Source organism: Paenibacillus sp. UNC217MF (genome assembly GCF_000686865.1).
Classification (GTDB): Bacteria; Bacillota; Bacilli; order Paenibacillales; family Paenibacillaceae; genus Paenibacillus_B; species Paenibacillus_B suaedae.
In genome coordinates, this window is the sequence record NZ_KK366028.1 from 303,147 (window position 1) to 327,484 (window position 24,338).

Here is a 24,338-nt window from a genome sequence, read left to right on the forward strand (position 1 = left end):
AGAATGGAAGTCGATTACGAGAAGTTCGCAGCTCTCATCGAACGTCTAGAGAAGTCCGCGAAGCGCTCTCCGCAAGGATACAAGCTGCGCGTACTTGGATTAACAGTGCTTGGATTCAGCTATATTTATCTCATTTTAGCAATTCTGCTTGGTTTAGTAGGCGGTCTCATCTGGTATTCCATCTCCACTGGACGAGTCAATGCGGGTGAAGTAAAGCTATTCATTATTCTTATTCCGCTTGCGCTTATTATTCTACGTTCATTATGGGTTCGCTTCGAGCAGCCGGAAGGGCGCGTATTGTTGCGTTCGGAAGTGCCGGAACTGTATGCAGAGGTCGATCGAATGGCGCGTGAATTAAAGGCCCCTCGCGTGGACAGCATCATCGTAGATGAACAATTCAATGCTGCGATGCTGCAGCATCCTCGCTTAGGTATGTTTGGTTGGCACAAAAATATATTGATTGTTGGATTGCCTTACATGATGGCCTCTACGCCAGAAGAGTTCCGTTCGACAATCGCGCATGAGCTTGGCCATTTGTCTGGCGGTGACAGCCGGTTCTCAGGCTGGGTATACCGGGTCGTGAAGACATGGGGAACGATTGTAGGGAAGCTGGAGGAGAAAAATCAGTTCGGTACAGGGTTGTTCAAGAAATTCTTTAACAAGTTCTATCCTTACTACTCCGCATATACATTCGTACTGCGGCGGGCGAACGAATATAGTGCAGACCGCGCCTCAGTGCAGCTGGCTGGCGCTGAAGTAACGGTCTCCTCCCTGTATAAGGTCCATGTGTTAGGCGCTTATTTGTCGGAAGTATTTTGGCCGAAGCAGTATCGGGCTGCACAGCGCGTATCGGAACCTCCTCGTATTTACGTTTCGTTGGAACGTTTCTTGCAAGAGGGCCTTCCAGAACGTACGGTGCGGCAATGGGGGCAGGCGGCACTAGCTGAACGAACGGGACTGACGGACACGCACCCGTCCTTGTCGGATCGGCTGCAGGCGATTCAGCAGTCTTCTGAGGCGCCTCATGTTCCTTCTTGGGAACCATTAAGCGGCTCTACGGCGGCAGAATATTTTCTAGGCAGCTTGTACAAGGTGCTGCTGGAAGAAGTGGACAACCGCTGGATTGCACAAATTGCAACAAGCTGGCAAGAGCGACACCACGAATATGCGCCGGTACGGGCGGAGCATGAAGAGCTGAAGCAAGAGCTTCAGCAGCAAGGCAAGCTGAGCTTCGAGCAGGGGTGCCGTTATGCGCATACAACGGAATTGCTGTATGGCGGCGAAGAAGCTCTTCCTCTTCTAGAACGTATTAATGAGGAGTATGTGGATCAGATTGAGCCACTGCAAGAAGAAGGGCGCATCCGCTTGCAGTATTTAGATGAAGGCGGAATTCATCTGCTTGAACGAGTGATGAAGCTGGATATGTTCCGGACGAATCAGATGTGCCGGTGGATCTACAATTATCTGGTTCACATGGGGCGATATGAGGAAGCTGATTCTTATGCGGAACGCGCGATGGATTGGATGGAAGAGAACAAGGATGCGATTGAGGAACGTACGCATCTAACCTTTCAGGACAACACCTATATCCATCATGGGCTGAGTGAGCAAGAGCTGAAGGATACCAGAGAGAAGCTTGCTTCTATCCCTATCATCCAAGAAGCGTATCTGGTTCAGAAGAAATTGGAGCATTTCCCTGATCAATATGGAGTGTACCTATATGGGGTAGTTGTTGACGTACCGCAGGAGGCTGCTGGCCAAGAGGCAGAGTGGCTCTCCGAATTTACGGACAAATGTGCGGAAGAACTGGATTTACCAGGGGCCTATGTGTACATGATCGATTACGCTACCTATCATGGTGTGATCGAACAGATGAAATCAATTCCTGGGTCGTATATTTATCATGTAAGTCATATAGGCGAGCAAGAAGTCGGTTGATGCTGTTTATATCCCTTATATCCTAACAAAGAAAGCAGCTTGCTGAGCAGTAACTCGGCAGGCTGCTTTCCATTGTGGCGACTAGGATACTCGTGAGGCTTATCTCTTACACTGGGTTAGTTTCTGCGCTCTCAGCTTGTTGCAAAAATTGCTTGCCATATTCACCATGATCATGCATGGCAGGATGCTCAATTTGAATCGTGGTGTGCTCAATGCCGTACTTCGCCTTAAGCATATGATTGATAGCCAGAATGACGCAGAAGGGCTGAATATCCTCACGGATGAAGACATGCGCTGTCAATGAATAGTGATCGGTGGATACCGCCCACAGATGAAGCTCATGGACATCTTCTACTCCTTCCACCTGGTTCATTTCCGCACGTATTTCCTCCAGATCGTATTTGTCAGGGACAGCCTCCATTAATATGAGGATGGATTCGCGAATGATTTTCGCGCCGCCAATGCAAATGATGGCTCCAATCACCATACTAATCAATGGATCCAACACGTACAGTCCTGTGAAATAGATGAGAATGGCCGATATAATAACACCTACAGAGCTGAGTAAGTCACCGATAAAGTGCCACAAGGCACTCTTTACATTCAGGTTATCCTCTTCCTTCGTGCTATGACTCAATACGAGCGTCAGGACAATATTTACGATCAAGCCGATCGTAGCGATAATCAGCATCAGCCGCAGATCAACATCTTGCGGATGAACCATCCGCTTAACACCTTCGACAACGATTCCAATTGCAATCACAATCAGAGCCAGTCCATTTAGGAAGGATGCAATAATTTCGAATCGGAGATAGCCAAACGTATATCGCTGGTTGGGTTCCCGAGTTGCCATGTAAATGGCGGTCATACTGAGACCTAACGCGATAACATCCGATATCATATGAGCAGAGTCGGATAAGAGAGCAAGTGAGTTGGACAGAAGCCCGCCCACAATTTCAACAATGGTGAAGAATAGGGTCAAGGCTAATGTAATCCACAATGTACGCTTCGAAGTGACTTGTTCCTTCACATGGTTGAGATGGTGGTAGTCGTGGTGAGTCATAAGGAACCATCCTTTTTATTAAAGTAAAATTCTCATACAGGAATGAGTATGATGTATTGTATCCATACCTCGCTTTTTTCTCAAATGAACGTTTTATGGATAATACAATTGATTTTCATTCTTATAAATTGTGCTTGTTCGCATACTACGTATCGGGCATGTTGGGGCGATTAAGGAAACAGGCTGCTCCTTGTCCTAGTCGTTTATTTCCGGCTATTGCAAATCCAGCATTGTTCACGAGAAGACGAACGCTCCCATACGTGTCAAGGATATATTGTGCAGTGGCGGCAATGCTATTCGAATCTGTCACATCGAGCGCTTGAATGTTGAGCCGCTGCTTAACGCCCTGTGCTTCTGCCTCCATTAGGCGGGAGGATTGATGGGGATTGCGCATGGTGGCTACTCTATATGTATGAGTAAATTGCTTGATAGCGTCGTTCCCCCTGTCTGTTTGACAAAGAGGTGAAGCGTGAGTGTGTACGGTAGTGATATCCATGGTTGGATATGCATGAAGTCAAGGAGGCATATAGTAAGCTGAATATGCAAGAAATCATAAAGTTAGGGGAAAGATGCTGCCTGAGTCTGTACGGCACTTCTTTCCCCCTTCGCTGGCTGCTATGAATTTGCAGGTGAGAAGCCTTCCTCTTGCAAGTACTCCTCTGCTTCCTCACGCGTCTCGAATGTCATTTCCAGGCTCTCGCCCGCATAGATGTTCCACAACTCAAAGTCGTACTCGAGCCATAGTGTCTCGTTGTTGTCATTGATATAGCGCTCTCTGCTGCTCTCTTCAGCAGTGTCTTCCATCTCGACGTCAGCCTCCTGTGAAGCAGGCGACATGGAATCAATGGAGGCGCGAATGAGCTTGCGAAGCTCCTCTTCCGAGTATTCACGGATGTTGACCATGCCCTTGGCATCTGTATCATAACCCGATACATAGCCGGCATAGACGAATCCGTTGCCGTTCGGATGCAGGTGATAGACGACAGTCTTCTTCTCCACAATGCTGTCTTCATAGTGGAAGTTCACTCGTCCCAGTGATACATTATTACGCTCAAGCTCTGGGAACGATTCGATAACCGCTAGTTTCTGTTCAAACGTCAGCATGTTACCTCCTGAATTTATACGATGGAATCGATCTTGATGGTCCATTATACCATAGGGACGTTTCCGTGTATAATATGTGGATACCGTTGTCGTTCACATACATGAAAATGTTGGCGTAATCGGTTCTGCTGCAAGTCAGCAGGTAAGGATAGAATGAGCAAGGAGCAGTGTCTTCATGGAACAGAATGGGCAGCAGCGAAAGCATATATTTGCTGGTCTTGAGGTGGATATTGTGCTAAAACAGGATCAGCGTACGGGCAAGACGACAAGAGGTATCGTGAAGGATATTCTGACGAATTCTCCATCTCATCCGCATGGCATCAAGGTACGCCTGCAGGATGGACAAGTAGGCAGAGTGAAGTCGATTTTCCATACATCATCACAAGATAGGGACTAGATTGAATCATACAGAAATGGGGTGGCCTGTCTGACGGGCTTAAATCAACGAGGATTCGCACAATTGGGAGTAACGGAGCAATTGGTGCACACATTGAATCAACATGGAATTGCGGTGCCAACACCGGTTCAGGCTGAGACGATTCCGGTCGTACTGTCAGGAGAAGATGTTGTATCACAGGCGCAGACGGGGACAGGCAAGACGCTTGCCTTCCTGCTGCCAATTATTCAACGCATTGATGCAAGTTCAACACATGTTCAGGCATTGATTGTTGCACCTACGCGGGAGTTGGCTCTGCAAATTACGGCAGAAGCGAAGAAGCTTATTGAGGCTTATGAAGGTGTGAACGTGCTAGCCGTATACGGTGGACAAGATGTAGAACGTCAAATGCGCAAGCTCCAGGGCGGTCGTCAGCTTGTCATCGGAACGCCAGGTCGATTGCTTGATCATCTGAGACGCGGGACAATCTCGCTGTCGAAAGTGAAGACATTGGTATTGGATGAGGCGGATCAAATGCTTCATATGGGCTTCCTAGGGGAAGTAGAGGAAATTATTCGCCAGATTCCAACGAATCGCCAGACGCTGCTGTTCTCTGCTACTATGCCAGTGAATGTAAGACGCTTGGCTGAGCGATTTATGCGCAGTCCGATTGATATCCATGTGCAGAGCGAGCGTATTACCGTGAAGAACGTGAAGCAGATTGTCGTGCAAACGACAGATCGTGCGAAGCAGGCGACTCTGTGCAAGCTTATTGATGAGCATCGCCCTTATCAAGCCATTATTTTCTGCCGGACGAAGCGCAGAGCAAGCAAGCTGAATGAAGAATTGCTTGAAATGGGCTATGATTCGGACGAACTGCATGGCGACTTGTCGCAGTCGAAGCGGGAGCAGGTTATGGAACGCTTCCGCAAGGTGAAGATGCAACTGCTTGTCGCGACGGATGTTGCGGCACGAGGGCTGGATGTAGAGGGTATTACACATGTGTTCAACTATGATGTCCCTCAGGATGCAGAGAGCTATATCCACCGCATTGGCCGTACAGGCCGCGCAGGTGCGCAAGGGATCGCGATCACATTCGCTTCTCCTAGAGATCGTATGGCTGTGGAGCTGATCGAGCGCGGCATCGGACAGAAGCTGGAGCGTCGTAATCAAGATGGGGAGCACACTGAGGTTGCTGGCGATGTTCGGACTGGTCGTGGCAAGAAGTCAGACAATGAACGCAGTTCCGGACGTGGCGGACGCGGCAATAGTCGTGGAACACGAAGCGACGCGAAGGATGCACGCGGTCAAGGTGCAGGTCGAGGTGGACGCGGTGCTGCTCGCGGCAAGCAAGGCAGTGATGCGGGTGGCCGTAGCGGACGGCGTGAAGCGAGAAATGAAGGCCATGGCGGACGCAGCAGTGCGCGCGATGGACGAGGCCAGGGCCGTAGTTCCCGGTCGCAGTCAAGCCAAGGCGCTGGTCGCCAAGAGAGCCGCGGCAAGTCTGGTGGCCAATCCAGCGGCCGTTCGAGCCAAGGTGGAGGTCGCTCATCCGGTCGTGGCGGCGGACGTCGTTCCCGATAGAGCATGTTACATTTAAATACAATAATCGTGTAAGGCGGTTATAATAGGAGGGCTGTCTCAAATTGGGCAGCCCTTTTGCCCATGGTGATACAGTTGCTTTTGTTTCAACAGCAGGCTGATTTCGTTATATAGTAAAAAGGACACAAATGTGGCAGTTACTTGGGGCTAAGGTATCTTCATGTCTTGTAATTGTTAGAATTTGAGCCTGTCTTCCTGTAGATATATGATACTATGTTACTAATCACAACAGGATTCGGATTGAAACAAGTGATAGGCGGAAAGGTTGAGAGCATCAATGCATCGCATACGAGATCCACTGGCAAGCTTATTTAGTATACCGACTGTGCCTAAACAGAAATGGATAGCCTTGACTATTGGCTTCGTCACGCTGGTTAGCACTCTTGTGGTTATACCGTATGCATCAACGCCGCTATGGGGGGTAACTCCCTTTTTCCCGATCTTTATTGCATGGAACATGTTTGGTGATTTCATGACTTCGCATTTGCTTTATATTCAATATCGTGCAACTGGTTATAAGCCAATCTTGATTTTATCGGGGACGTTTTTTTTTACAGGGCTAATTATGATTCCGCATCTTCTGACTTTCCCAGGCATATTCAGTGATAAGGGGGTTCTGTACGCAGGGTCTCGGGCTTCGGTATGGTTCTGGGGATGTTGGCATGCGGGATTTCCAGCAGGGATACTGCTGTATACGTTCAGTATCCAGAAGGAGTCCTATTCGCGATCAGAGCACAAGAATAAGACGGCTGCTTCAACTGTGATGTTTATTGTTGTAGTGCTGGTTGTCGGGATGATTACGTATATATTGGCAGGTCAGCATGAATGGCTGCCTACGCTTATTTCGGATAGCAGCCAAGGTCTTCTCCTTTCAACAGGGATAGGCCCTATTGTATGGGTAATTAGTCTTGTGGCTTGTATGTATTTGTATGTGGTAACTCGTGGAAGGAGCCTGCTGCACTTATGGCTTCTTTTGTCTGTTTTCACATTCTTTTTGGATGTGTCGATCACTTTGCTGGCCAACGATAGATACACGCTTGGCTGGTACGTGGCATGCGTTAACTCATTGCTGTCGGCAACAGTTGTACTATTTGTCTTCTTTTATCAGATGAATCAGCTCAATGTGAAGCTCCATCATTCTCAAAGGGCGCTCCACAATTCACAGGAACAAATTGCAATTATTCTTGATAGCATTACCGATGCCTTTCTTGCAGTAGACAAGCAGTGGTGCTATACGTATATGAATAAGGAAGCGGAGAAGTATTTGGGGTTCTCCTTCGAAGTTGTAAAAGGACGGTCCATTTGGGATATTAATCCCCACTTGAAGCAGACCAAGCTGTACGAGGTGTGCCACCAAGTCATGGAGCGGGGAGAACCGGCGGAGATTACGGAGTTTGATCAGCTGCATGGCAGATGGCTGGAGCATCGCGTATTTCCGTCTCGCAACGGGGTGTCGGTGTACTTCCATGATGTAACTGAACGGATTGTATCGGAAGAGCAGATGAAGGAAGCAAATAAGAAGCTGCAAATGGCGAATCGGCTCCTAACTGATTTCTCCTATACCGACGGGTTAACCGGGGTTTACAACCGCAGATACTTCGATCAGATGATGAATCAGGAGTGGGAGCGGGTTAAGCTGCAGAAAAGTCCACTATCACTAATTATGCTTGATGTCGATTATTTCAAAAAATATAACGATACGTATGGCCATCTAGCTGGGGATGAATGCTTGCGACGAGTAGCGCAGGCAGTTCAGAATGCGGTTACACCGCCGCTTGCCGTTGTTTCCAGATACGGTGGGGAAGAGTTCGGCGTGATCTTGCCAATGACGGATCTTCGTCAGGCTGAGGCCATCGGTGAGCAAATTCGTCTTCATGTAGAGTCGCTTAAAGTACCGCACGCTGGCTCAGAGGTGAGTCTAGTTGTGACCTGCTCGCTTGGTGTTGCATCTTGCAGCATTGAGGATATTCAGGACTCAGAACCGAATACGCTGGTTGCCATGGCGGATCAGAAGCTGTACCGGGCGAAGCAGTCTGGCCGCAATCGATTAGTAGCAGTGGATTAATGAAGGATAGGGGATTCAGAAGCAGTTGAATCCCTCTATCCTAATTTTTTTTATGCATTTACAATGCTGCATAAGCTGGGCCGCGATTGCTTATCAGCGTACCTAGCTGCAAGCTTCTTAATGATGAAGTTTCGGAGCTTGATAACTATTTATTTTTTTATTTCTCCAAATATGTTGGAGGTGTGACGTCGTTGATGAACAAGATGCCATCATATTGCTCGCTCGGAATGCTGCTTATTGGCGAGATGCCTGTTACGTATGACGTCATTGGCTGCGACATCCATGTAGTGCCTGGAACGGCTGGAGCATGGCTCATATCGATGAACGAGTAAGGCTTGCCGATGCTTGTCATAAGTTCCTCTATAGAATGCGGCATAGGCGGAAGTACGTCATAGATTTCGCGTGTGACATGCGCATTCTTTCCTTTGCCTAGGAATAAGCCCATTACATATCCTTGATCCTTGAACTTGGTCGTCTGCATAATTTCGCCCATATTGCGAAGCGGCAATGCTTGGCCAAACTCTTTGGAATGTGCCTTGCTAATGTGTCCGTTGTGTGCCCATACGATGATTTTCTCGTTTTTATAGACGTTGTCAGCGAGCCATACCAAGTTATCTGCCATCATTTGGTCGCGATACTCCCATGATTGGATCATGGACATATAATCGAGGTTTTTGCCCTCCATATATAGAGTAGACTTAATTGTCAGTTCCATGTATTCACGAACAATTTGAATTCGGTTGTCGATTGCGCGTTGTACAAGCTGTACGATATGCGGGTTGTCCGGGAACTGCTTGCGCAGCGCCTGTTCACGCTTTGGAATGGTCGCTTTTATTTGTTCATACAGCTTCAAGTAGCCTGGTTTTACCTTCTGATACCCCTCCAGATTCGAGCTCATTTCCCATTCGTCCAGTGCTAGTTCAATCTCCTGAAACTGCTTGGCAAGCTTTGCATCGCCCATCCAATCAGCAGCGAACATGACGCCCTGCGGCTGCATATCGTAGCCGGCCAGCGTGAGCGGCTTATCGGTACGTTTCGTATCTTGAATGTATTGATACAGTGGCACGGTCTCTTGTGCTTGCCAGATGCGGAATATGGAATCTTTCATTGTCGCAATCGGCTTTTGCGAGCTTACATTGCCATAAGCGCCAGCTGCATTGCCTAAGTTCGTCTCGAAGGCGATGACATTGAACCCAAGCTCCTGATGTAAATATTGAATGAGACGTGTTTTGGCGGAGTTGTATTGAGCTGCCCCATGTGAACTCTCGCCCAAATAGACGATTCGCTTGCCTTGCAGTAATGGCTTTAAGGCCTCTAAATCGGCAAATTTCTCGGGTGCGATTCGTGCGTCTGATCCAGTCTGTTCAGGATTGATCGAATTCAGCGAGACTGCGTTGTCGCTCAGCCAGTTCTTCCAATCTTCACGTGTTTGTGAGCTGGTACGTGCTTGCTCCAGCTGATCTCCCTGCTTATCAGATGAAGCCTGAGCATGTATAGGGGCTCCGAAGGAGAGCATTGTACCAAGTGCGATAACGGAAGCGAGAGCTAGAGATAGGCTTTGACGTTTCCATGTTCCTTTTTTTGATTTCATCGGATTGTCCTCCAAGTGTTAGGTATCGAAGCTGCGATTCATTGTGTTGCATTGTTCGCTTACCGGCTGCGGTTTCATTCAATCGTTCGATGCATCTATCGGTGCAAGCAGTTGTTACTTAATCGGTGTTGGCGGCTGTACCTTGTCGATGTAGAGAATCCCGTCGTATTGCTCGCGAGGTACGAATACCTCTGGCAGCACTCCGAAGTACAGTGCGGTACGCGGCTCGTCCATCCATGATGTCCCAGAGCCTTTCATTGCATAGCGCATATCGACGAAGGAATACGGCTGATTAGCTGCCTTCATAATGGATTCGATGGAGCTAGGCGGGAGCGGTTGAACCTCTAACGGCTCGCCCAAATTGTCATGGGTAGTTCCGCTTCCTGCATAGAGACCAATCGTGTAGCTATAAGGACCAAACATCGAGTCCTGCATAAGTTCACCCATGAATCGCCCTGCGACAGGCATGAATGATTGCTCCATTTTAGATTCAGCTTTGCTGATATGGGCATTGTGTCCCCAGACGATAATCTTTTCCATTGGATAGATTTCAGTTGCCAGCCAGAGCAGATTGTCGGCCATCGCCTTATCCCGCCATTCCATCATCTTCGTCGCTACTGCATAGTCGCCAGTCTGCGCAGCAATATTCGATTTGATCGACAGCTCGATGTACTCATCTACGACGCGAAGGCGGTCATCCAGCGTTCGGTTCACCATTGCAACGAGATGCGGATTGTCCGGGTACATGGCCTTCAAATGAGCTTCGTTGGCTGCAACCTTTGTCTTAACGTCTTTGTACAGCTTTTGCAATTCCGGCTTCACTGCGGAGTAAGCAGCAAGGTCTTCGGAATTGGTCCAGCGGAACAGCTTCTTCTCGGTTTCAGCAAATTGCGTTGCTAGCTTTTCATCCTTCAGGATCTCTCCGTTGAGAAATGGTCCCAAGGATTGCATGTCAAATCCGGCAAGCTTAATCGGCGTTTCCGTTGACTGTGAATCTTGGATGTATTGGAACAATGGAGTCGTTTCTGTAGCCCACCATTGTGGAAATACGGATTTCTTCATCAATTGCTCCGCCTCGCTTGTCTTTACATTGCCGAACGCGGTTGCTGCATTACCGAGCGGTGATTCGAAGGCGACGACATTGAACCCAAGCTCCTGATGGAGAAATTGAATTAATCGTGTCTTGGCGGAATTGAATTCGCCTACACCATGAGAGCTTTCGCCCAAGTATACGATGCGTTTATCCGACAAAAGCGGTTTCAGCATGTCCAAGTCTTTGAAACGCTCGCCTGTGACGGCCCCGTCTTTCGTGCTCTCTGGGGTAATGGTATCTAATGTATAAGCATTATTTTTAATCCATTTGTGCCAATCCTCTGTAAATTTTGTTGAAGATGTTCCGGCAATTGTTGTGCTTTGCATGCTAGTTGCTGCTGTTGCGGCTTGACCATGTACAGTTGACTGCCAACTAAGCATTGAGCCTAACGCAAGGACGGATGCAAACAATACAGGAATGCTTTTTCGTTTCCAAGTCGTCGAAAATGATTTCATAAAATGATGTCTCCTTACGATTTATAGTGATGAGTATGTAAACTGATATTATTTTCCGGGAAATACCGGTGAATATGATTGTAGCAGGAATAGATTGGTTTAAGCCATATGTTTGATGACGTATACGACAAGTATTGATACTCCGCAAGCAAGCAAGAATTGCAGACCCATCTTCGTTATAGTCTTGTTCATAAACTCCCGGGCTCCTCTCGTGTCGTTGATGATCCAAGCATATCCTAAATGGAAGGCAATTGCCGTATATTCTGCTTGAATAGAGCAGCTTCTGGGATGAATGGAGCAGTTCGGGGGATGAATAGAAATGATGATTCTATGTGGACATTGTCGAAATGCCCCGGAAAAACGGTGTTTGAAGAATGTGAGGACTCCAATTGTAGACATACTATCCATAAGGGGAGCAGACAAGCATTGAAGAATCTCTCTCGCATGGAAGGGAACACTTATATAGATCGTTGTTTCATTTAGTCACAATTGGTAAAGATGGGCTTACTCGGCTTGTGATGAAATTGATTGATAAACATAATGTTCGTATTTAGCCGGGTTATCTGGCTGATTTTCTGTGTTATATTGGAATATATGTGACCTAAAAACGAATAAATGTACAAATTTATTGACAAAGAATCGCCTTTCTAATAAGATGCCTAAGTGTTAGTTTTGTTGCTTATGAAAGGAGCAGCTTGATACAATGGAAAAATGGTTTAAATTGAAAGAAAACGGAACGAACGCGCGCACAGAAGTGACGGCGGGCATTACAACGTTCTTAACGATGGTATATATCGTTGTCGTGAATCCAGCGATATTGTCGAGTGCTGGAGTTCCATTCCAGCAAGTGTTTACCGCAACGGTAATCTCGGCAATTATCGGTACGTTATATATGGCTTTGTTCGCGAATCACCCAATTGCTGTAGCACCAGGAATGGGGATGAATGCATACTTTGCTTCTGTAGTAGCTTCACAGGGTGTGAGCTATCAGGCTGTATTTGGAGCAGTGTTCCTGGCAGGTATTATCTTCTTGTTGCTGACGTTTACGAAGCTGCGTGAAACGCTTATTGAGTCAATTCCCAGTTCGTTGAAGTTTGGGATTACGGCAGGCATTGGCCTCTTTATCGCTTTTATCGGCTTGAAATCCTCCGGTATTGTCGTGCCGAATGAGGCAACCATGGTTGCTTTCGGGGATTTGCATAAACCGGTAACGGTGCTAACCTTGGCGGGATTGTTCATCACGCTTATCCTGATGGCCCGTAAGATACAGGGTGCCTTGTTCATCGGCATGGCAGCTACGGCGATTATCGGTTACTTCATGGGCTTGATGAAGTTTGACGGCTTTATTGCGCTTCCAACAGCACCAGTGCTGTTCGATGTGGATATAGCGGGTGTATTCTCTCATGGCCTATACACAGTTGTATTCGCCTTCTTGCTCGTTACGATCTTCGATACAACGGGTACGATGATTGGGGTAGCGGAGCAGGCAGGTCTAATGAAGAACAATCAATTTCCGCGTGCGAAACAGGCATTGATGGCGGATGCGCTTGCGACAACAGCAGGTTCTCTGATGGGAACGACACCATCCAGTGCGTACATTGAATCTTCGGCAGGTGTTGCTGCTGGTGGACGTACAGGGTTGACCTCCGTTGTTGTAGCAGGGTTGTTCTTCCTGTCTCTATTCTTCTCGCCGGTTCTCGCAGGGATTTCATCCTTGCCAGCGATTACAGCTCCAGTGCTTATTATTGTTGGTTGTTTCATGATGGACGGGCTAGCACGTATTAAATGGAAAGAGTTCGACGAAGCCTTCCCGGCATTCGCGATTCTAATCAGCATGCCGCTTACCTCGAGCATTGCTACTGGGATTGCGATCGGCTTCATTACCTATCCGCTTATGAAGCTATTCAGCGGCAAAGGGAAAGAAGTCCATCCGATTCTATATGTATTTGGCGTAATTTTCGCTATTCAAATGGCTTTCTTCCCAGCCCACTAAGGTTGTTGGCAGGAATCCAATATCGTAAGGAAAAGCCTCGGAACTCAGCTCCGGGGCTTTTTTATATTTTTGAATTCGGATCAAACCCCTATTTGTTGTAAGTCGTCTGATAGGCTAGGAGTGGTCGTAGTGGCATAAAGTGTACACGAACTGGGCAATTTATAGGTAATGTGGATGCCCCAATATGATCCAACAAATGAAGAAGTTTCTTTATGAATCCATATCTTGATAATTGTATACTAATAAAGTGTCTGCACACATAATTGTAACATATTTCCACAAGTAGTGAGAGGAGCTTTTGCAACATGAACCGCAACGACGATAACAAAAAGCTTCGATGGTATAACATTGCCTTGATAGCTTTCGTCTCCGTGTGGGGGTTTGGCAACGTTGTTAATAACTATGCAAACCAAGGGTTAACGGTTGTAACATCTTGGATACTTATTATCGCGCTGTATTTCGTGCCTTACGCACTGATGGTTGGACAAATGGGTTCAACATTCAAAAACGATCAAGGCGGCGTTAGTTCCTGGGTAAAAGAAACGATGGGACCTACAGTCGCTTATTTGGCTGCTTGGACGTACTGGGTTGTTCACATTCCATACCTGGCTCAGAAGCCGCAAGGGATCCTGATCGCACTCGGCTGGACAGTAACAGGCAGTGGGAACTTTATTAATCAGTTTTCCACATTGACGCTGCAGCTTATCTGCTTGGCCGTATTTCTCGTATTCCTGTGGGTTGCTTCCCGCGGGCTCAATTCCTTGAAGAAGATCGGTACGATTGCAGGGATGTCCATCTTCATTATGTCGCTTCTGTACATTGTACTTGCGGTGACAGCACCTGCACTGACGGGCGCGACGATTGCGACGGCAGATATGTCGGTCAGCTCGTTCATTCCGGACTTTAACTTCGCATACTTCACGACATTGTCCATGCTCGTATTTGCCGTAGGTGGAGCGGAGAAAATCTCACCATACGTCAACAATACAAACAATCCTTCGAAGGAATTCCCTCGCGGGATGCTGATTCTGGCGGGGATGGTTGCTGTATGTGCCTTGCTCGGTTCGTTCGCAATGGGCATGATGTTCGATTCGAACAACATTCCGGCAGATTTGAAGATGAACGGACAGTACTATGCGTTCAAGATGCTTGGTGAATATTATGGAATCGGCAATACATTCCTCGTGCTGTATGCGATAGCGAACACACTTGCACAAATTTCGGCGTTGGCCTTCTCTATCGATGCACCGCTGAAAGTATTGCTGCTTGATGCGGACAAGAAGTTCGTGCCTCAGAAGCTGATGAAGACGAACGAGCGCAACACGCCAGTCAATGGATACATTATGACAGCAGTACTTGTAGGGATTCTGATTGTTATTCCGGCGATCGGAATTGGCAACATGAACTCGCTCTTCAACTGGCTGCTTGATCTGAACTCGATCGTAATGCCGCTTCGTTACCTATGGGTATTCGCAGCCTTCATGGCGCTCATGAAGCTAGGGGACAAGTTCCAATCCGATTATAAATTTGTGAAAAATCGCAAGGTCGGCTTCGTGATCGGTTTGTGGTGTTTCGTCTTTACGGCTTTCGCTTGTATTATGGGGATGTTCCCTAAAGTTGAGGCATTTACGTCAGAATGGTACTTCCAGCTAATGCTGAACGTCATCACGCCATTCATTTTGCTTGGTTTAGGCTTGATCTTGCCGATGATCGCAAGGCTGGGCAAGAACAATCGATAAGATGCGTATTTATGAATAGGACAGGAGCTCAAGCTAAAAAGCTTGGGCTCCTTTTTTGTGTGCTTGCCTAGCAAGCGTGCAACATTACATCTTTCGCAGCAAGTAGGTCTCGATTAGCGCGGCAATGCCAGCGACAGCTAATAATACGATAAATGGATAGGTGACGGGGGCGTAGAACTGCAGTGCTGTCAGCAAGGTGGCACACCAAATGCCTGTACACCAATGGCAGCTTATTAGTGAGCCCAGCCAATAGCGAAGCCCCTTGCCTCTTGGTTCCGTAATTCGCGACACATTGCCATTCTCATCGGTTACATACGTAACAGACAAAAAAGGCTTGCGCAGCCATTCCATAATGTCGTCATAGACGAGCAGATGGGTCAGGCGAAAGGAAGCCAGCGCTAATATGAACAGCTCAATCCAGGTGATCATCATACATTCTCCTTTCCGCTTGGCAGATGTCGACATGTCCAATCCATCTAGTGAGAGACTGCATATGCTAGAAACGGATATAGGGAATGGAGGTGACAGATGATGTGCTTCTGCAACCAGATGAATAAGGTCAGCAGCCCAATCAAGGTCATTCAGAGTGATGCGAAGCCGCAATCTCCGCAAGGCATCCAGATGACAGCACGGAAAGTTGAAGCGGTATCTGCAATTAAGCCGATTCGATAAGTCATGTAGCTGGTAAGATGTACTCCAACATATGCATTGGTCCACAGCAAGGTGATTTCAGTTCATGGGAAGGCTCCTGCTCCTACCTTAAGGCCTGTTCCGTCATAAGACGGGCAGGCTCTTTTTGTGTTGGGCACATGCAATGCAATTATCAAGAATTTGCTTAGGGAGATTGAGGTTGCAATCTATCTAAGAGGGAACCTATAATTGGGTAGGAATATTTTGGGAGATAAAATTCTGGTGTGTTGTTGAGTGCAAACTACACAATTACATATCAATTAAGAGGGGACAGAACTGCGTGAGGAAAAAATCAATTTGGGTATGGGGAAGTATATTTTTGATTATTATCGGGACAACGATGGCAGTGGTAATATGGGGGCAACAAACCAAACAAGCTCCTTCTCCTTCCGCAACGCAAGCACTTCAACCGACTTCAGCAGTAGAGTTAACATCAATTATGGAGAAGCCGATGGGGAAAACGCCAGCACAGAAGCAAGACGAAAAGATAAAGTGGGTAGATGAAGCGTTTATCCAAGCGTTAAGGCCGACTGTAGAAAAAATTGCTGGGAAGTCGGTTACTTTCTCGAAACCATACTTGGACGGTAAAGAAATCGTCATACCTTGGGAGGATGGAAACTGTTCGGTGGAATTGATTACATCCACATCAGGGATTTTTAGATTTACCATCCCATTTAACAATTGGGAGAAGTCGAAAAAAGAAAAAGCAGTAAGCGCGCTTCGAACGGTAGTGGGAGATGCGAATATTGAAATTGAACAAGCAAGAATCACTCGAGTATCTAATTTGAATGAATTAGATAACAAAAAGGAAATTTATTACGTAGCGGGGCAAGGATTCAATGTGAGTTGGGAATCTGATGAGGACAAGTCTCCAAGAGTCGAAGTGATATATGAACTAGAGGATGCTGATCAAAACGCTGTACATGCAGCAAAACAAGCACTGGAGAAGGAAATGGGCAAAAAAGTTGAATTGGTTGGGCGTGCAGTTCGATTTAAAGACTCCAAGAATAACATATGGGCCTTTGCTTCAACTCAAGAGCAAGTAGTAACAGTGTACGCAGAGACATATAAAATTGAGAAAATCACAAATGGTAAACGCAAATAATATAGCAGACACACTTCTTATCATACGGAGTGTGTTTTCTTTGTTTTTCTGTGTGAAAAAGAGGGGTGCGCGGCCTTGCTTGTTGTCAAAAAGGTAGGGTATAATAGTAACATTAACTAAGAAAACTACTTTTGTTTTTATAGTTTTATGTCGGCGTGAATGGAGGGAATTTCATGCGCGAACGGATTATGAAGGCATTTATAGAGGAGTTGCAAGACAAAGGGATCAAATTCACGATGGATGATTTGGCGCGTCGACTTGGGATGAGCAAGCGCACTTTGTATGAGCATTTCTCTTCAAAAGCGGAACTGCTAGATACGATCATAGAACAGACGATGCACGAAAGTGATGCGAAGACTGAAGAAATCATGAAGAATGACACCTTGTCGCTTCTGGATAAATTGAAAGCGGTAATGACCGTGCTTCCGAATCACTTTGAGCTGTATGACAACCGAATCTTGGAGCAAATGAAGCGCGTATACCCTGAGCAGTGGTCAAAGATTGATAAGGCTCTCCGGGATGATTGGGAGATGCTGCGAATCTTGCTGGAGCAGGGGATGGAGGAAGGCATCATATTAAGGCATAATGCGGCCTTTATCGTGAAGGTAATTACGGATGCGTTCAATTCAACCTTGGATCAGCGATTTTTTGCTAAGCAGAACATTTCGCTGCCGGATGCATTAAAGTCGATTGCAGATATTATGCTGTATGGGCTTGTTGCTAGAGATCAATCTGAGGAACAAAGATAATCCATGCAAGGGGATTTATCTTATCGCTAATGCAAGGCTCATGCTTCACACTGGGGACATGAGGTCGTTCATATTGGAATCATCAGGTTATATCGACTGAACCATTAGGCTCAGTCTTTTGCCTAAGAAAACTTATAAAAACAAATTAGTTTTAGGAGTGGGATTATGTCTTTCATGAGGCAGATTAGTCGCGCACAGTGGATTGGCCTCGTGCTCGTTATCGGTATTTTATTTATTGACATGTTGTTGTACAGTTTGTTCATTCCAGTCGTGCCGTATTTTACAACCGAGTATGCGATGTCTTCGACCACACTTGGTATTCTGTTCGGCAGTTATGCAGCAGCTCTGTTCATTACCACGCCTTTTTTCGGGCGGGTTGCAGATAAATTTGGCAGACGCAAGACGATCTTAACGGGTCTTGTGTTCATGATGATATCTACCATGCTGTTCGTATTCTCGCAAACGACGGCAATGCTCATTACGGCTCGCTTCCTGCAAGGCTTAGCTGCGGCTGCGTCATGGACAGCAGCAATGGCGCTGCTGGCTGATCTGTTCTCTGGGCCGGTACGCGGAGCGGCAATGGGCTTCGCCATGACAGGGATATCATCGGGCTCCCTGCTCGGAGCTCCAATTGGAGGCTGGTTGTTTGAGATTGGCGATCACCATACGCCATTCTGGTTCGCAGCAGCATTGACGGCAGTTATTTCGATCATTGTCGTGTTTGCACTGCGCGAACCTGTCAGAGAGGAGCGTCAGGCCGAAGGAGGAGGCACGTTCTCCCTGCTGCGGCATCGGACGATTCTGTTCGTTGCTTCGATTATCCTGCTTGCTGAGACGACATTGACGATGCTGGAGCCGCTCCTTCCGGTCTATGTTACTGAGCAATTCCAGATGTCTCCGCTTGCGCTTGGCATGCTGTTCGGTGTCATGACACTGAGCTATGGAATGATCGCTCCAATAGCGGGAACACTTACAGCTAAGCATAATTCTTTCCGACTCATGCTAATAGGGCTTGTTGGTTTGGCGCTCACGTTACCATTAATCGCATTTGCAGGCAATGTGACTCTATTGATGATGGCAGGCTGCTTGGTAGGGGCAGCAGTAGGATTTACGCTTTCGCCGACATTGCCAACATTAGGTGCCATCGTGGATGGCGATTCATCGGGCGGTGATTATGGGGTGGCGTATGCCCTATTCAATATGATTCATGCGGCGGGGATGATGCTTGGACCAATCGCTGGAGGAGTGCTGACGGATGCGCTGCCAGTGTCGTCCTCGCTCATTGTCATCAGCGTGATCATTGTATCAGCCGTGTTCGGCTTGAGCTTGCTGAAGCGCCGCCATAAGCAGACCTTCTCCATAAGCATGAGCGGAGTAGAACCAGCGCAGACGATGAAGGCTAACGGCAAGAGCGTATATAATAATTGATGATCGGAATCAATGAAGTGTATTTTCGATAATCTTGATGTAGGGAAGCTGTCTCGTCTATGATGGATGAGACAGCTTTTTTATCGTATGGAGGATGGAAATGAGCGGGAATCATTTACCGATAGATGATGTATTGCCAGAATTGAAATCGGCGCTGAGCAGCCATACAGGGGCGGTATTGGTAGCTGAGCCAGGTGCGGGGAAGACGACCCGTGTACCGCTGTCGCTGCTGGATGAGTCATGGCTCCAAGGACTGCGGATTCTCATGCTGGAGCCGCGGCGTATTGCAGCGCGTTCTGCTGCACGCTACATGGCTCGTGCACTGGGTGAGCAGGCCGGTGAGACAGTAGGATATCGCGTACGTTTGGATACGTGCATAAGTGAAAAGACGCGCATTGAGGTCATTACGGAGGGAATTCTGACTCGCATGCTCCAAGAGGATCCTTCCTTGGAAGGGATAGGACTCGTCATATTCGATGAGTTCCATGAGCGGCATTTGCATGCAGATGTCGGCTTGGCCCTCACCGCCGAATCACAATCTGTCTTGCGCGAGGATCTCCGTATCCTCGTGATGTCGGCGACGCTTGAGGCAGAACCAGTCGCGTCCATGCTGGGAGGAGCGCCAATAGTGGTCAGCAAGGGTCGCAGTTATCCGGTCGAGACGATATATGCTGAACGGCGTGAAGATTCTCTACTTGAGCCGCGTATCGTAAGGACGATTATGCTGGTGCTTCATCGTCATGAAGGAGACATCATGGTATTCCTTCCTGGAGCGGGGGAGATTCGGCGCGTGCAGACTGCTCTGGAGCAGGAGTTGACGAAGAACGGGTGGATTGAACGTGCATATATTGCCCCGTTATATGGACAGCTGTCAGCGGCTGCACAGGATGCTGCGATTAGCCCCTCAACGAATGGGATGCGCAAGATCGTGCTGGCTACTGCCATAGCAGAGACGAGTCTAACTGTGGAAGGAGTCCGGATCGTGATCGACAGCGGCCAGATGCGTGTGCCGCGCTTCTCTCCACGGACAGGCCTTACGCGGCTGGAGACGGTTCCGGTGTCACGTGCCTCAGCCGATCAGCGCCTCGGTCGTGCGGGTCGTCTTGGGCCTGGGGTCTGTTACCGATTGTGGACGAGAGAAGAAGAGAGACAGCTCCCTGCACATCATGTGCCGGAGATACTTGTGGCTGATCTCGCCTCGTTAGCATTGGAGCTGGCTGCATGGGGGACGGAGGCATCTGATCTGAAGTGGCTGACTCCGCCGCCTCCTGCAGCACTGCAACAAGCGGAAGAACTGCTCGTTCAGCTCGGAGCGCTGTCCGAGTCCAGCACACTGACTTCGCACGGTCGTACGCTGGCCAAGTTGGGGCTTCATCCTCGCTTCGCACATATGATCGTGAAGGGGATGGAGCTTGGACTGGGAGAAGCAGCATGTACGCTAGCTGCGCTGCTGGAGGAGCGGGATGTCATTCGCCATAGTGGTAGCAGTGCTAACTCAAGGGGGGGATTCGGGCAAGCGGGACAGACACCTGCAGCGTTGAACCCCGATTTAGGACTGCGCATGGAACTGTTGACGTTAGGAACACATTCACCATCACGTCATTCTCGTCAAGGGGATGTCGATGAGAGTGTGCTGCGACGGATTCATGAGCAGGCGAAGCAGTACAGACTGGCCTTCCGTATGGGGCAGGATGATAAGCAACAGGTACAGCGCAATGCGGATTTGGCCGACGAGGATGCATGGAGCTTGCTTGCTGCCTTCGCTTATCCGGATCGGATTGCCGAGCGTCGTTCAGATGGGCGCTATTTGCTGCGCAATGGACGTGGCGCGGCCTTTACGCAAGCTGCTGCAAGCGGAAGCCTGCTGGCACAGTCGCCTTATATTGTGGCGGTGCAGCTTGACGATGCTGGCACCGATGGTCGAATTGTGCTTGCAGCGTCACTTGGCAGGGCGGTGCTGGAGCGTTACTTCGCGAGCGAGTTTACACGGGAAGACCTGATTGCTTGGGATCGGACGACCCAGTCGGTTCGAGCTCGGGAACGCGTTCGTCTAGGGGCGCTCACGCTTAAGGATATGCCGCACAGCGCACCTGATGCAGATGCGGTGCAGCATGCCTTGCTGGAAGGCATCGTCCAAGAGGGGCTTGCCCTCCTGCCATGGACGAAGCCGGCGCGCCAGTGGCAGGCGAGGCTCCAATTCATGCACCGGCACCTGCCTGAGGAATGGCCAGATGCCAGTGAAGAAGCCCTCTTAGCCACCTTGGAGGAGTGGCTAGGCTCGCATATATACGGTATGCGCAGTCGTGATGAACTTGGCAAGCTTAGCCTTACGACGGTCTTCGAGTCGATGCTGACGTGGGAACAGCGCCAGCAGCTTGATAAGGAGGCGCCGACACATATTGCAGTGCCCAGCGGTTCGCGCATTGCGATCGATTATCAGGATCCTGATCGTCCGCTGCTGGCTGTACGGCTGCAGGAAGTATTCGGCCTGCACGATACGCCGCGCATTGCGGGCGGACGAGTGGCACTGACGATGCACTTGCTCTCGCCAGCACAGAGGCCTGTACAGGTAACGCAGGATTTGGCCAGCTTCTGGGCGACGACTTATTTTGACGTGAAGAAGGATTTGAAGGGGCGCTATCCCAAACATTATTGGCCGGATAATCCTCTAGAGGCGATTGCGACCCGGCGCACCAGACCGGCTCCGGATAAGAAATAGACTTGGGTATGCAATGTTAAGATCCCTCACTGGCTATTGGTATGTGAATATAAAATTCGATATAATAGATCATACAGGAAATGACCAACGGGTCTAATGAATAGTAGGTAGTAATAACGATAACTATAGGCTTGTACTTAGTGGAGGTGATGGTGCATGTCACATGCACTCGTGTCATCACAGTTGATGTCACTGATTGTGTCCTTGTGTGCGGGGACGGGGGTAATCGTACTGCGTCTGCGTGCGGCGAACAAGCCGACCTCAATGAAGAAGATAATCATGCCGCCTATCGGTATGGCAACTGGATTCGGTATGTTCATAATACCTGCGATGCGTATACCGTGGCTATGGGCGATCGGAGCTTTCCTCGCAGGGGCATTGATCTTCGCCTATCCGCTTATTCGCACCTCCCGGTTCGAACGAATTGGCGAGGAAGTATATTTGAAGCGATCGAATATGTTCATTGTCGTCATTGTTGGATTGCTCGTACTGCGGCTCATTCTGCATGATGTTGTGGAGCAGTATGTGTCAATCTCACAGAGTGCGTCCATGTTCTTTATTTTGGCATTCGGCATGCTGCTGCCATGGCGCTTGGCTATGATGATGCAGTATAAGAAGCTGATGGCAGAGAGAGTGGAGCAGTAACAATTGTTGAGAGGTTAAGGTAAATAAGAAGCTGTACCCACCTTCATTGTAAGGTTGGGTGCAGCTTTTTTGCATTGTGTTAAACGGACGGATGATAGCTGGATTTGAGTATCTATCCACGAGTACGTGACGGGTGTCATTGTCCTGTTGTGTGCTGAGCGTCATCATGGAAGGACTAGAAGCACGTGTGCTAACAGGAAAAAGGATGGGATTACGACATGGCACAACAAGACTCACAACATACTTCTCGGCAAGCTTCCTCATCTAACATGCAGCAGCCTTATCAGGGTGCGGCTTGCGCGAAACAAGAGCCGAATTCAGAAAACAATGAGGGCGCCTCTACCTGTTCACAAGGAGCTTCAACTTCAACCACTCATTGTAATAGCCAATATGCAGCTGACAAGGCTTCTTCTAGTCAGCCAATGGTGACTTGGCGTCCTTCACGGTTCAATGCGCAGACTAAGGTTGATGATGGAGGGCTCGTACTATATAACAGCTATTCTGGAGCAATTGCTTCGTTCTCTGCGGAAGAACAGACACGAGTGCTGTCTTGGCTGCGGCCGGGACAGGCTGAGGTGGAACCGAACAATGCCGTCTATCGCGATTTATTGGAGCATGGCTTCCTTGTTCCGGCTTACACGGACGAGATGCGGCGCGCACAGTTCCTTCATCAGGCGATGCACCAGCTTGATGCGATGCATTTGGTACTGCTTGTAACAGAAGCGTGCAACTTCCGCTGCAACTACTGTTACGAATACTTCCCACGGGGCAATATGCGGGACGAAGTCGTAGAGGGATTAATCGCCTATATGGAGCAGCGGGCCAAGACGCTCAACTTCTTGACCATCAGCTGGCATGGGGGTGAGCCGCTGCTTGCTCCGCATGTGATCGAGCAGCTGTCGACCGCGTTCATCGATGTTTGCGACAAATACGATGTTGCTTATCAAGCGGAAATATCCACGAATGGATATTACTTAACACGGCGGCTGTTCGAACAACTGTTAGATTTACATATTGATCGGTACATGGTTACGATTGATGGTCCTGCTGAAGTGCACAATGCGCGAAGAGGATTATTTGGGGGCGGAGATACCTATGAGCGCATCATTGCGAATTTGCTCTCGCTTAAGCAGGTGAAGCGCCCATTCGAGATTAATATTCGTGTGAACTTTGACAATAGCAATCTGGATGCGGTTCATGCATTCATCCCTGTGCTGCATGACTTGTTCGGCGATGACAAGCGGTTCTCCGTCTACTTTCGTCCAGTCGGCTGCATGGGGGGAGAGAATGATCTGATGCTCTCGGTATGTGATGCCCGCACTAAGGATAAGGAGATATGGGCATTGAATGAAGAAGCTATCCAGGCAGGCTTGCAAGTAAGCTCCTTCATTAAGGACATTTTGCTGCCGACAGGGGCGGTCTGCTATGCGGCGAAGCCGAACTCGATGATTGTCGGATCAGATGGCAATTTGTATAAGTGCTCGGTAGCACTTGAACAAGCGAACAATCAATTAGGGTGTATTCATGGAGATGGGACATTAGAGCTCGATATGGACAAAATGGCCGTCTGGACCACTTCCGGTGAAGAAACAGATGAGAACTGTCAATCCTGCTTCTTCCGCCCAGCCTGTCAGGGCAATCACTGCCCTTTATATCGGATGCGGTCAGGCGAGCGGCCATGCTCCTATGAGAAGCGGCAAATTAAGCAGGTGCTGCGTACGATTTGGCTTCAATCTGTAGAGCACATGTCAGCTATTCAATAACAATAGCGACCTAGGCCTTGTCATTCTGACAGCGGGTCTTGCATATGCTGAACATCCAATGATCGCAAGGAGGTGAGTAAGAAAGTGAAAGTGATTCGCCAGCAGCGAAGCCAACATCCATCAAGACTGGACGCTTGTCCAAGTCTGTACCTGGAAGCTTGAGCTAATCCATATTCATATGTCTAAGCTTATGTTTGTCACAGCAGAAATGCTGCGATTG

At 48.4% G+C, this 24,338-nt stretch carries 19 protein-coding genes; 13 read left to right on the forward strand and 6 right to left on the reverse strand.

All coding sequences use genetic code 11. The features are described 5' to 3' along the window. Nucleotides 1-3: 3 nt before the first annotated feature. Nucleotides 4-1,938 carry a M48 family metallopeptidase gene (locus BP95_RS0123020; RefSeq protein ID WP_028533346.1) on the forward strand — a complete coding sequence of 645 codons (1,935 nt, stop codon included), beginning with the start codon at nucleotides 4-6 and terminating at the stop codon, nucleotides 1,936-1,938. Nucleotides 1,939-2,044: 106 nt separating this feature from the next. On the opposite strand, the gene BP95_RS0123025 is transcribed toward BP95_RS0123020, so the two are convergent. From BP95_RS0123025 to BP95_RS0123035, 3 genes are all read right to left on the reverse strand, one after another. Then, nucleotides 2,045-3,001 (reverse strand): cation diffusion facilitator family transporter, encoded by a 957-nt coding sequence (locus BP95_RS0123025; RefSeq protein ID WP_028533347.1) that lies wholly within the window; start codon nucleotides 2,999-3,001, stop codon nucleotides 2,045-2,047. Nucleotides 3,002-3,146: 145 nt separating this feature from the next. Beyond that, the gene (locus BP95_RS33315) at nucleotides 3,147-3,395 is read right to left on the reverse strand and encodes an SDR family NAD(P)-dependent oxidoreductase (RefSeq protein ID WP_021257298.1); all 249 of its coding nucleotides are present in this window, start codon (nucleotides 3,393-3,395) and stop codon (nucleotides 3,147-3,149) included. A 221-nt stretch (nucleotides 3,396-3,616) separates the two neighbouring features. Continuing rightward, nucleotides 3,617-4,105 (reverse strand): hypothetical protein, encoded by a 489-nt coding sequence (locus BP95_RS0123035; RefSeq protein WP_021257297.1) that lies wholly within the window; start codon nucleotides 4,103-4,105, stop codon nucleotides 3,617-3,619. Between the two features lie 175 nt (nucleotides 4,106-4,280). On the opposite strand from BP95_RS0123035, the gene BP95_RS0123040 reads away from it, so the two are divergent. From BP95_RS0123040 to BP95_RS0123050, 3 genes are all read left to right on the forward strand, one after another. Next, the gene (locus BP95_RS0123040) at nucleotides 4,281-4,502 is read left to right on the forward strand and encodes a YwbE family protein (protein WP_021257296.1); all 222 of its coding nucleotides are present in this window, start codon (nucleotides 4,281-4,283) and stop codon (nucleotides 4,500-4,502) included. A 63-nt stretch (nucleotides 4,503-4,565) separates the two neighbouring features. Further along, complete coding sequence (locus BP95_RS0123045; protein WP_231515180.1) at nucleotides 4,566-6,065, forward strand: DEAD/DEAH box helicase; 1,500 nt, start codon at nucleotides 4,566-4,568, stop codon at nucleotides 6,063-6,065. A gap of 295 nt (nucleotides 6,066-6,360) precedes the next feature. Further along, nucleotides 6,361-8,148 (forward strand): sensor domain-containing diguanylate cyclase, encoded by a 1,788-nt coding sequence (locus BP95_RS0123050; protein ID WP_028533349.1) that lies wholly within the window; start codon nucleotides 6,361-6,363, stop codon nucleotides 8,146-8,148. A 157-nt stretch (nucleotides 8,149-8,305) separates the two neighbouring features. Here the strand turns inward: BP95_RS0123050 and BP95_RS0123055 are convergent, their stop codons facing one another. Both BP95_RS0123055 and BP95_RS0123060 read right to left on the reverse strand, forming a co-directional pair. Next, complete coding sequence (locus BP95_RS0123055) at nucleotides 8,306-9,739, reverse strand: erythromycin esterase family protein (RefSeq protein ID WP_028533350.1); 1,434 nt, start codon at nucleotides 9,737-9,739, stop codon at nucleotides 8,306-8,308. 114 nt (nucleotides 9,740-9,853) lie between these two features. Beyond that, on the reverse strand, nucleotides 9,854-11,287 hold the full coding sequence (locus BP95_RS0123060) for an erythromycin esterase family protein (protein WP_028533351.1): 1,434 nt from the start codon (nucleotides 11,285-11,287) through the stop codon (nucleotides 9,854-9,856). 703 nt (nucleotides 11,288-11,990) lie between these two features. Here BP95_RS0123060 and BP95_RS0123065 point away from each other — a divergent pair. Beyond that, a complete protein-coding gene (locus BP95_RS0123065; RefSeq protein ID WP_021257291.1) occupies nucleotides 11,991-13,280 on the forward strand; it encodes an NCS2 family permease in 1,290 nt (429 codons plus the stop codon). Nucleotides 13,281-13,585: 305 nt separating this feature from the next. Then, nucleotides 13,586-15,019 (forward strand): amino acid permease, encoded by a 1,434-nt coding sequence (locus tag BP95_RS0123070; RefSeq protein ID WP_028533352.1) that lies wholly within the window; start codon nucleotides 13,586-13,588, stop codon nucleotides 15,017-15,019. A gap of 84 nt (nucleotides 15,020-15,103) precedes the next feature. Here BP95_RS0123070 and BP95_RS0123075 read toward each other — a convergent pair whose 3' ends face one another. Beyond that, nucleotides 15,104-15,448, reverse strand: a complete 345-nt coding sequence (locus BP95_RS0123075; RefSeq protein WP_021257289.1) for a DUF1360 domain-containing protein — start codon at nucleotides 15,446-15,448, stop codon at nucleotides 15,104-15,106. A gap of 99 nt (nucleotides 15,449-15,547) precedes the next feature. Between BP95_RS0123075 and BP95_RS33320 the strand changes: the two genes are divergently transcribed. The 7 genes from BP95_RS33320 (at nucleotide 15,548) to BP95_RS0123110 (ending at nucleotide 24,118) form a co-directional block, all read left to right on the forward strand. Further along, complete coding sequence (locus BP95_RS33320) at nucleotides 15,548-15,691, forward strand: hypothetical protein (protein WP_155987347.1); 144 nt, start codon at nucleotides 15,548-15,550, stop codon at nucleotides 15,689-15,691. 298 nt (nucleotides 15,692-15,989) lie between these two features. Beyond that, nucleotides 15,990-16,814, forward strand: coding sequence for a hypothetical protein (locus tag BP95_RS0123085; protein ID WP_028533353.1), 825 nt, complete (start codon nucleotides 15,990-15,992; stop codon nucleotides 16,812-16,814). 173 nt (nucleotides 16,815-16,987) lie between these two features. Beyond that, a complete protein-coding gene (locus BP95_RS0123090; RefSeq protein WP_021257287.1) occupies nucleotides 16,988-17,563 on the forward strand; it encodes a TetR/AcrR family transcriptional regulator in 576 nt (191 codons plus the stop codon). A 165-nt stretch (nucleotides 17,564-17,728) separates the two neighbouring features. After that, on the forward strand, nucleotides 17,729-18,991 hold the full coding sequence (locus BP95_RS31220; protein WP_036667521.1) for an MFS transporter: 1,263 nt from the start codon (nucleotides 17,729-17,731) through the stop codon (nucleotides 18,989-18,991). Between the two features lie 100 nt (nucleotides 18,992-19,091). After that, nucleotides 19,092-21,710 carry an ATP-dependent helicase HrpB gene (gene hrpB, locus BP95_RS0123100; protein ID WP_036667523.1) on the forward strand — a complete coding sequence of 873 codons (2,619 nt, stop codon included), beginning with the start codon at nucleotides 19,092-19,094 and terminating at the stop codon, nucleotides 21,708-21,710. A 156-nt stretch (nucleotides 21,711-21,866) separates the two neighbouring features. Further along, nucleotides 21,867-22,355, forward strand: coding sequence for a CcdC family protein (locus tag BP95_RS0123105; protein WP_021257284.1), 489 nt, complete (start codon nucleotides 21,867-21,869; stop codon nucleotides 22,353-22,355). 422 nt (nucleotides 22,356-22,777) lie between these two features. Then, nucleotides 22,778-24,118, forward strand: a complete 1,341-nt coding sequence (locus BP95_RS0123110) for a radical SAM/SPASM domain-containing protein (protein WP_036667561.1) — start codon at nucleotides 22,778-22,780, stop codon at nucleotides 24,116-24,118. The last annotated feature ends 220 nt before the right edge of the window (nucleotides 24,119-24,338 follow it).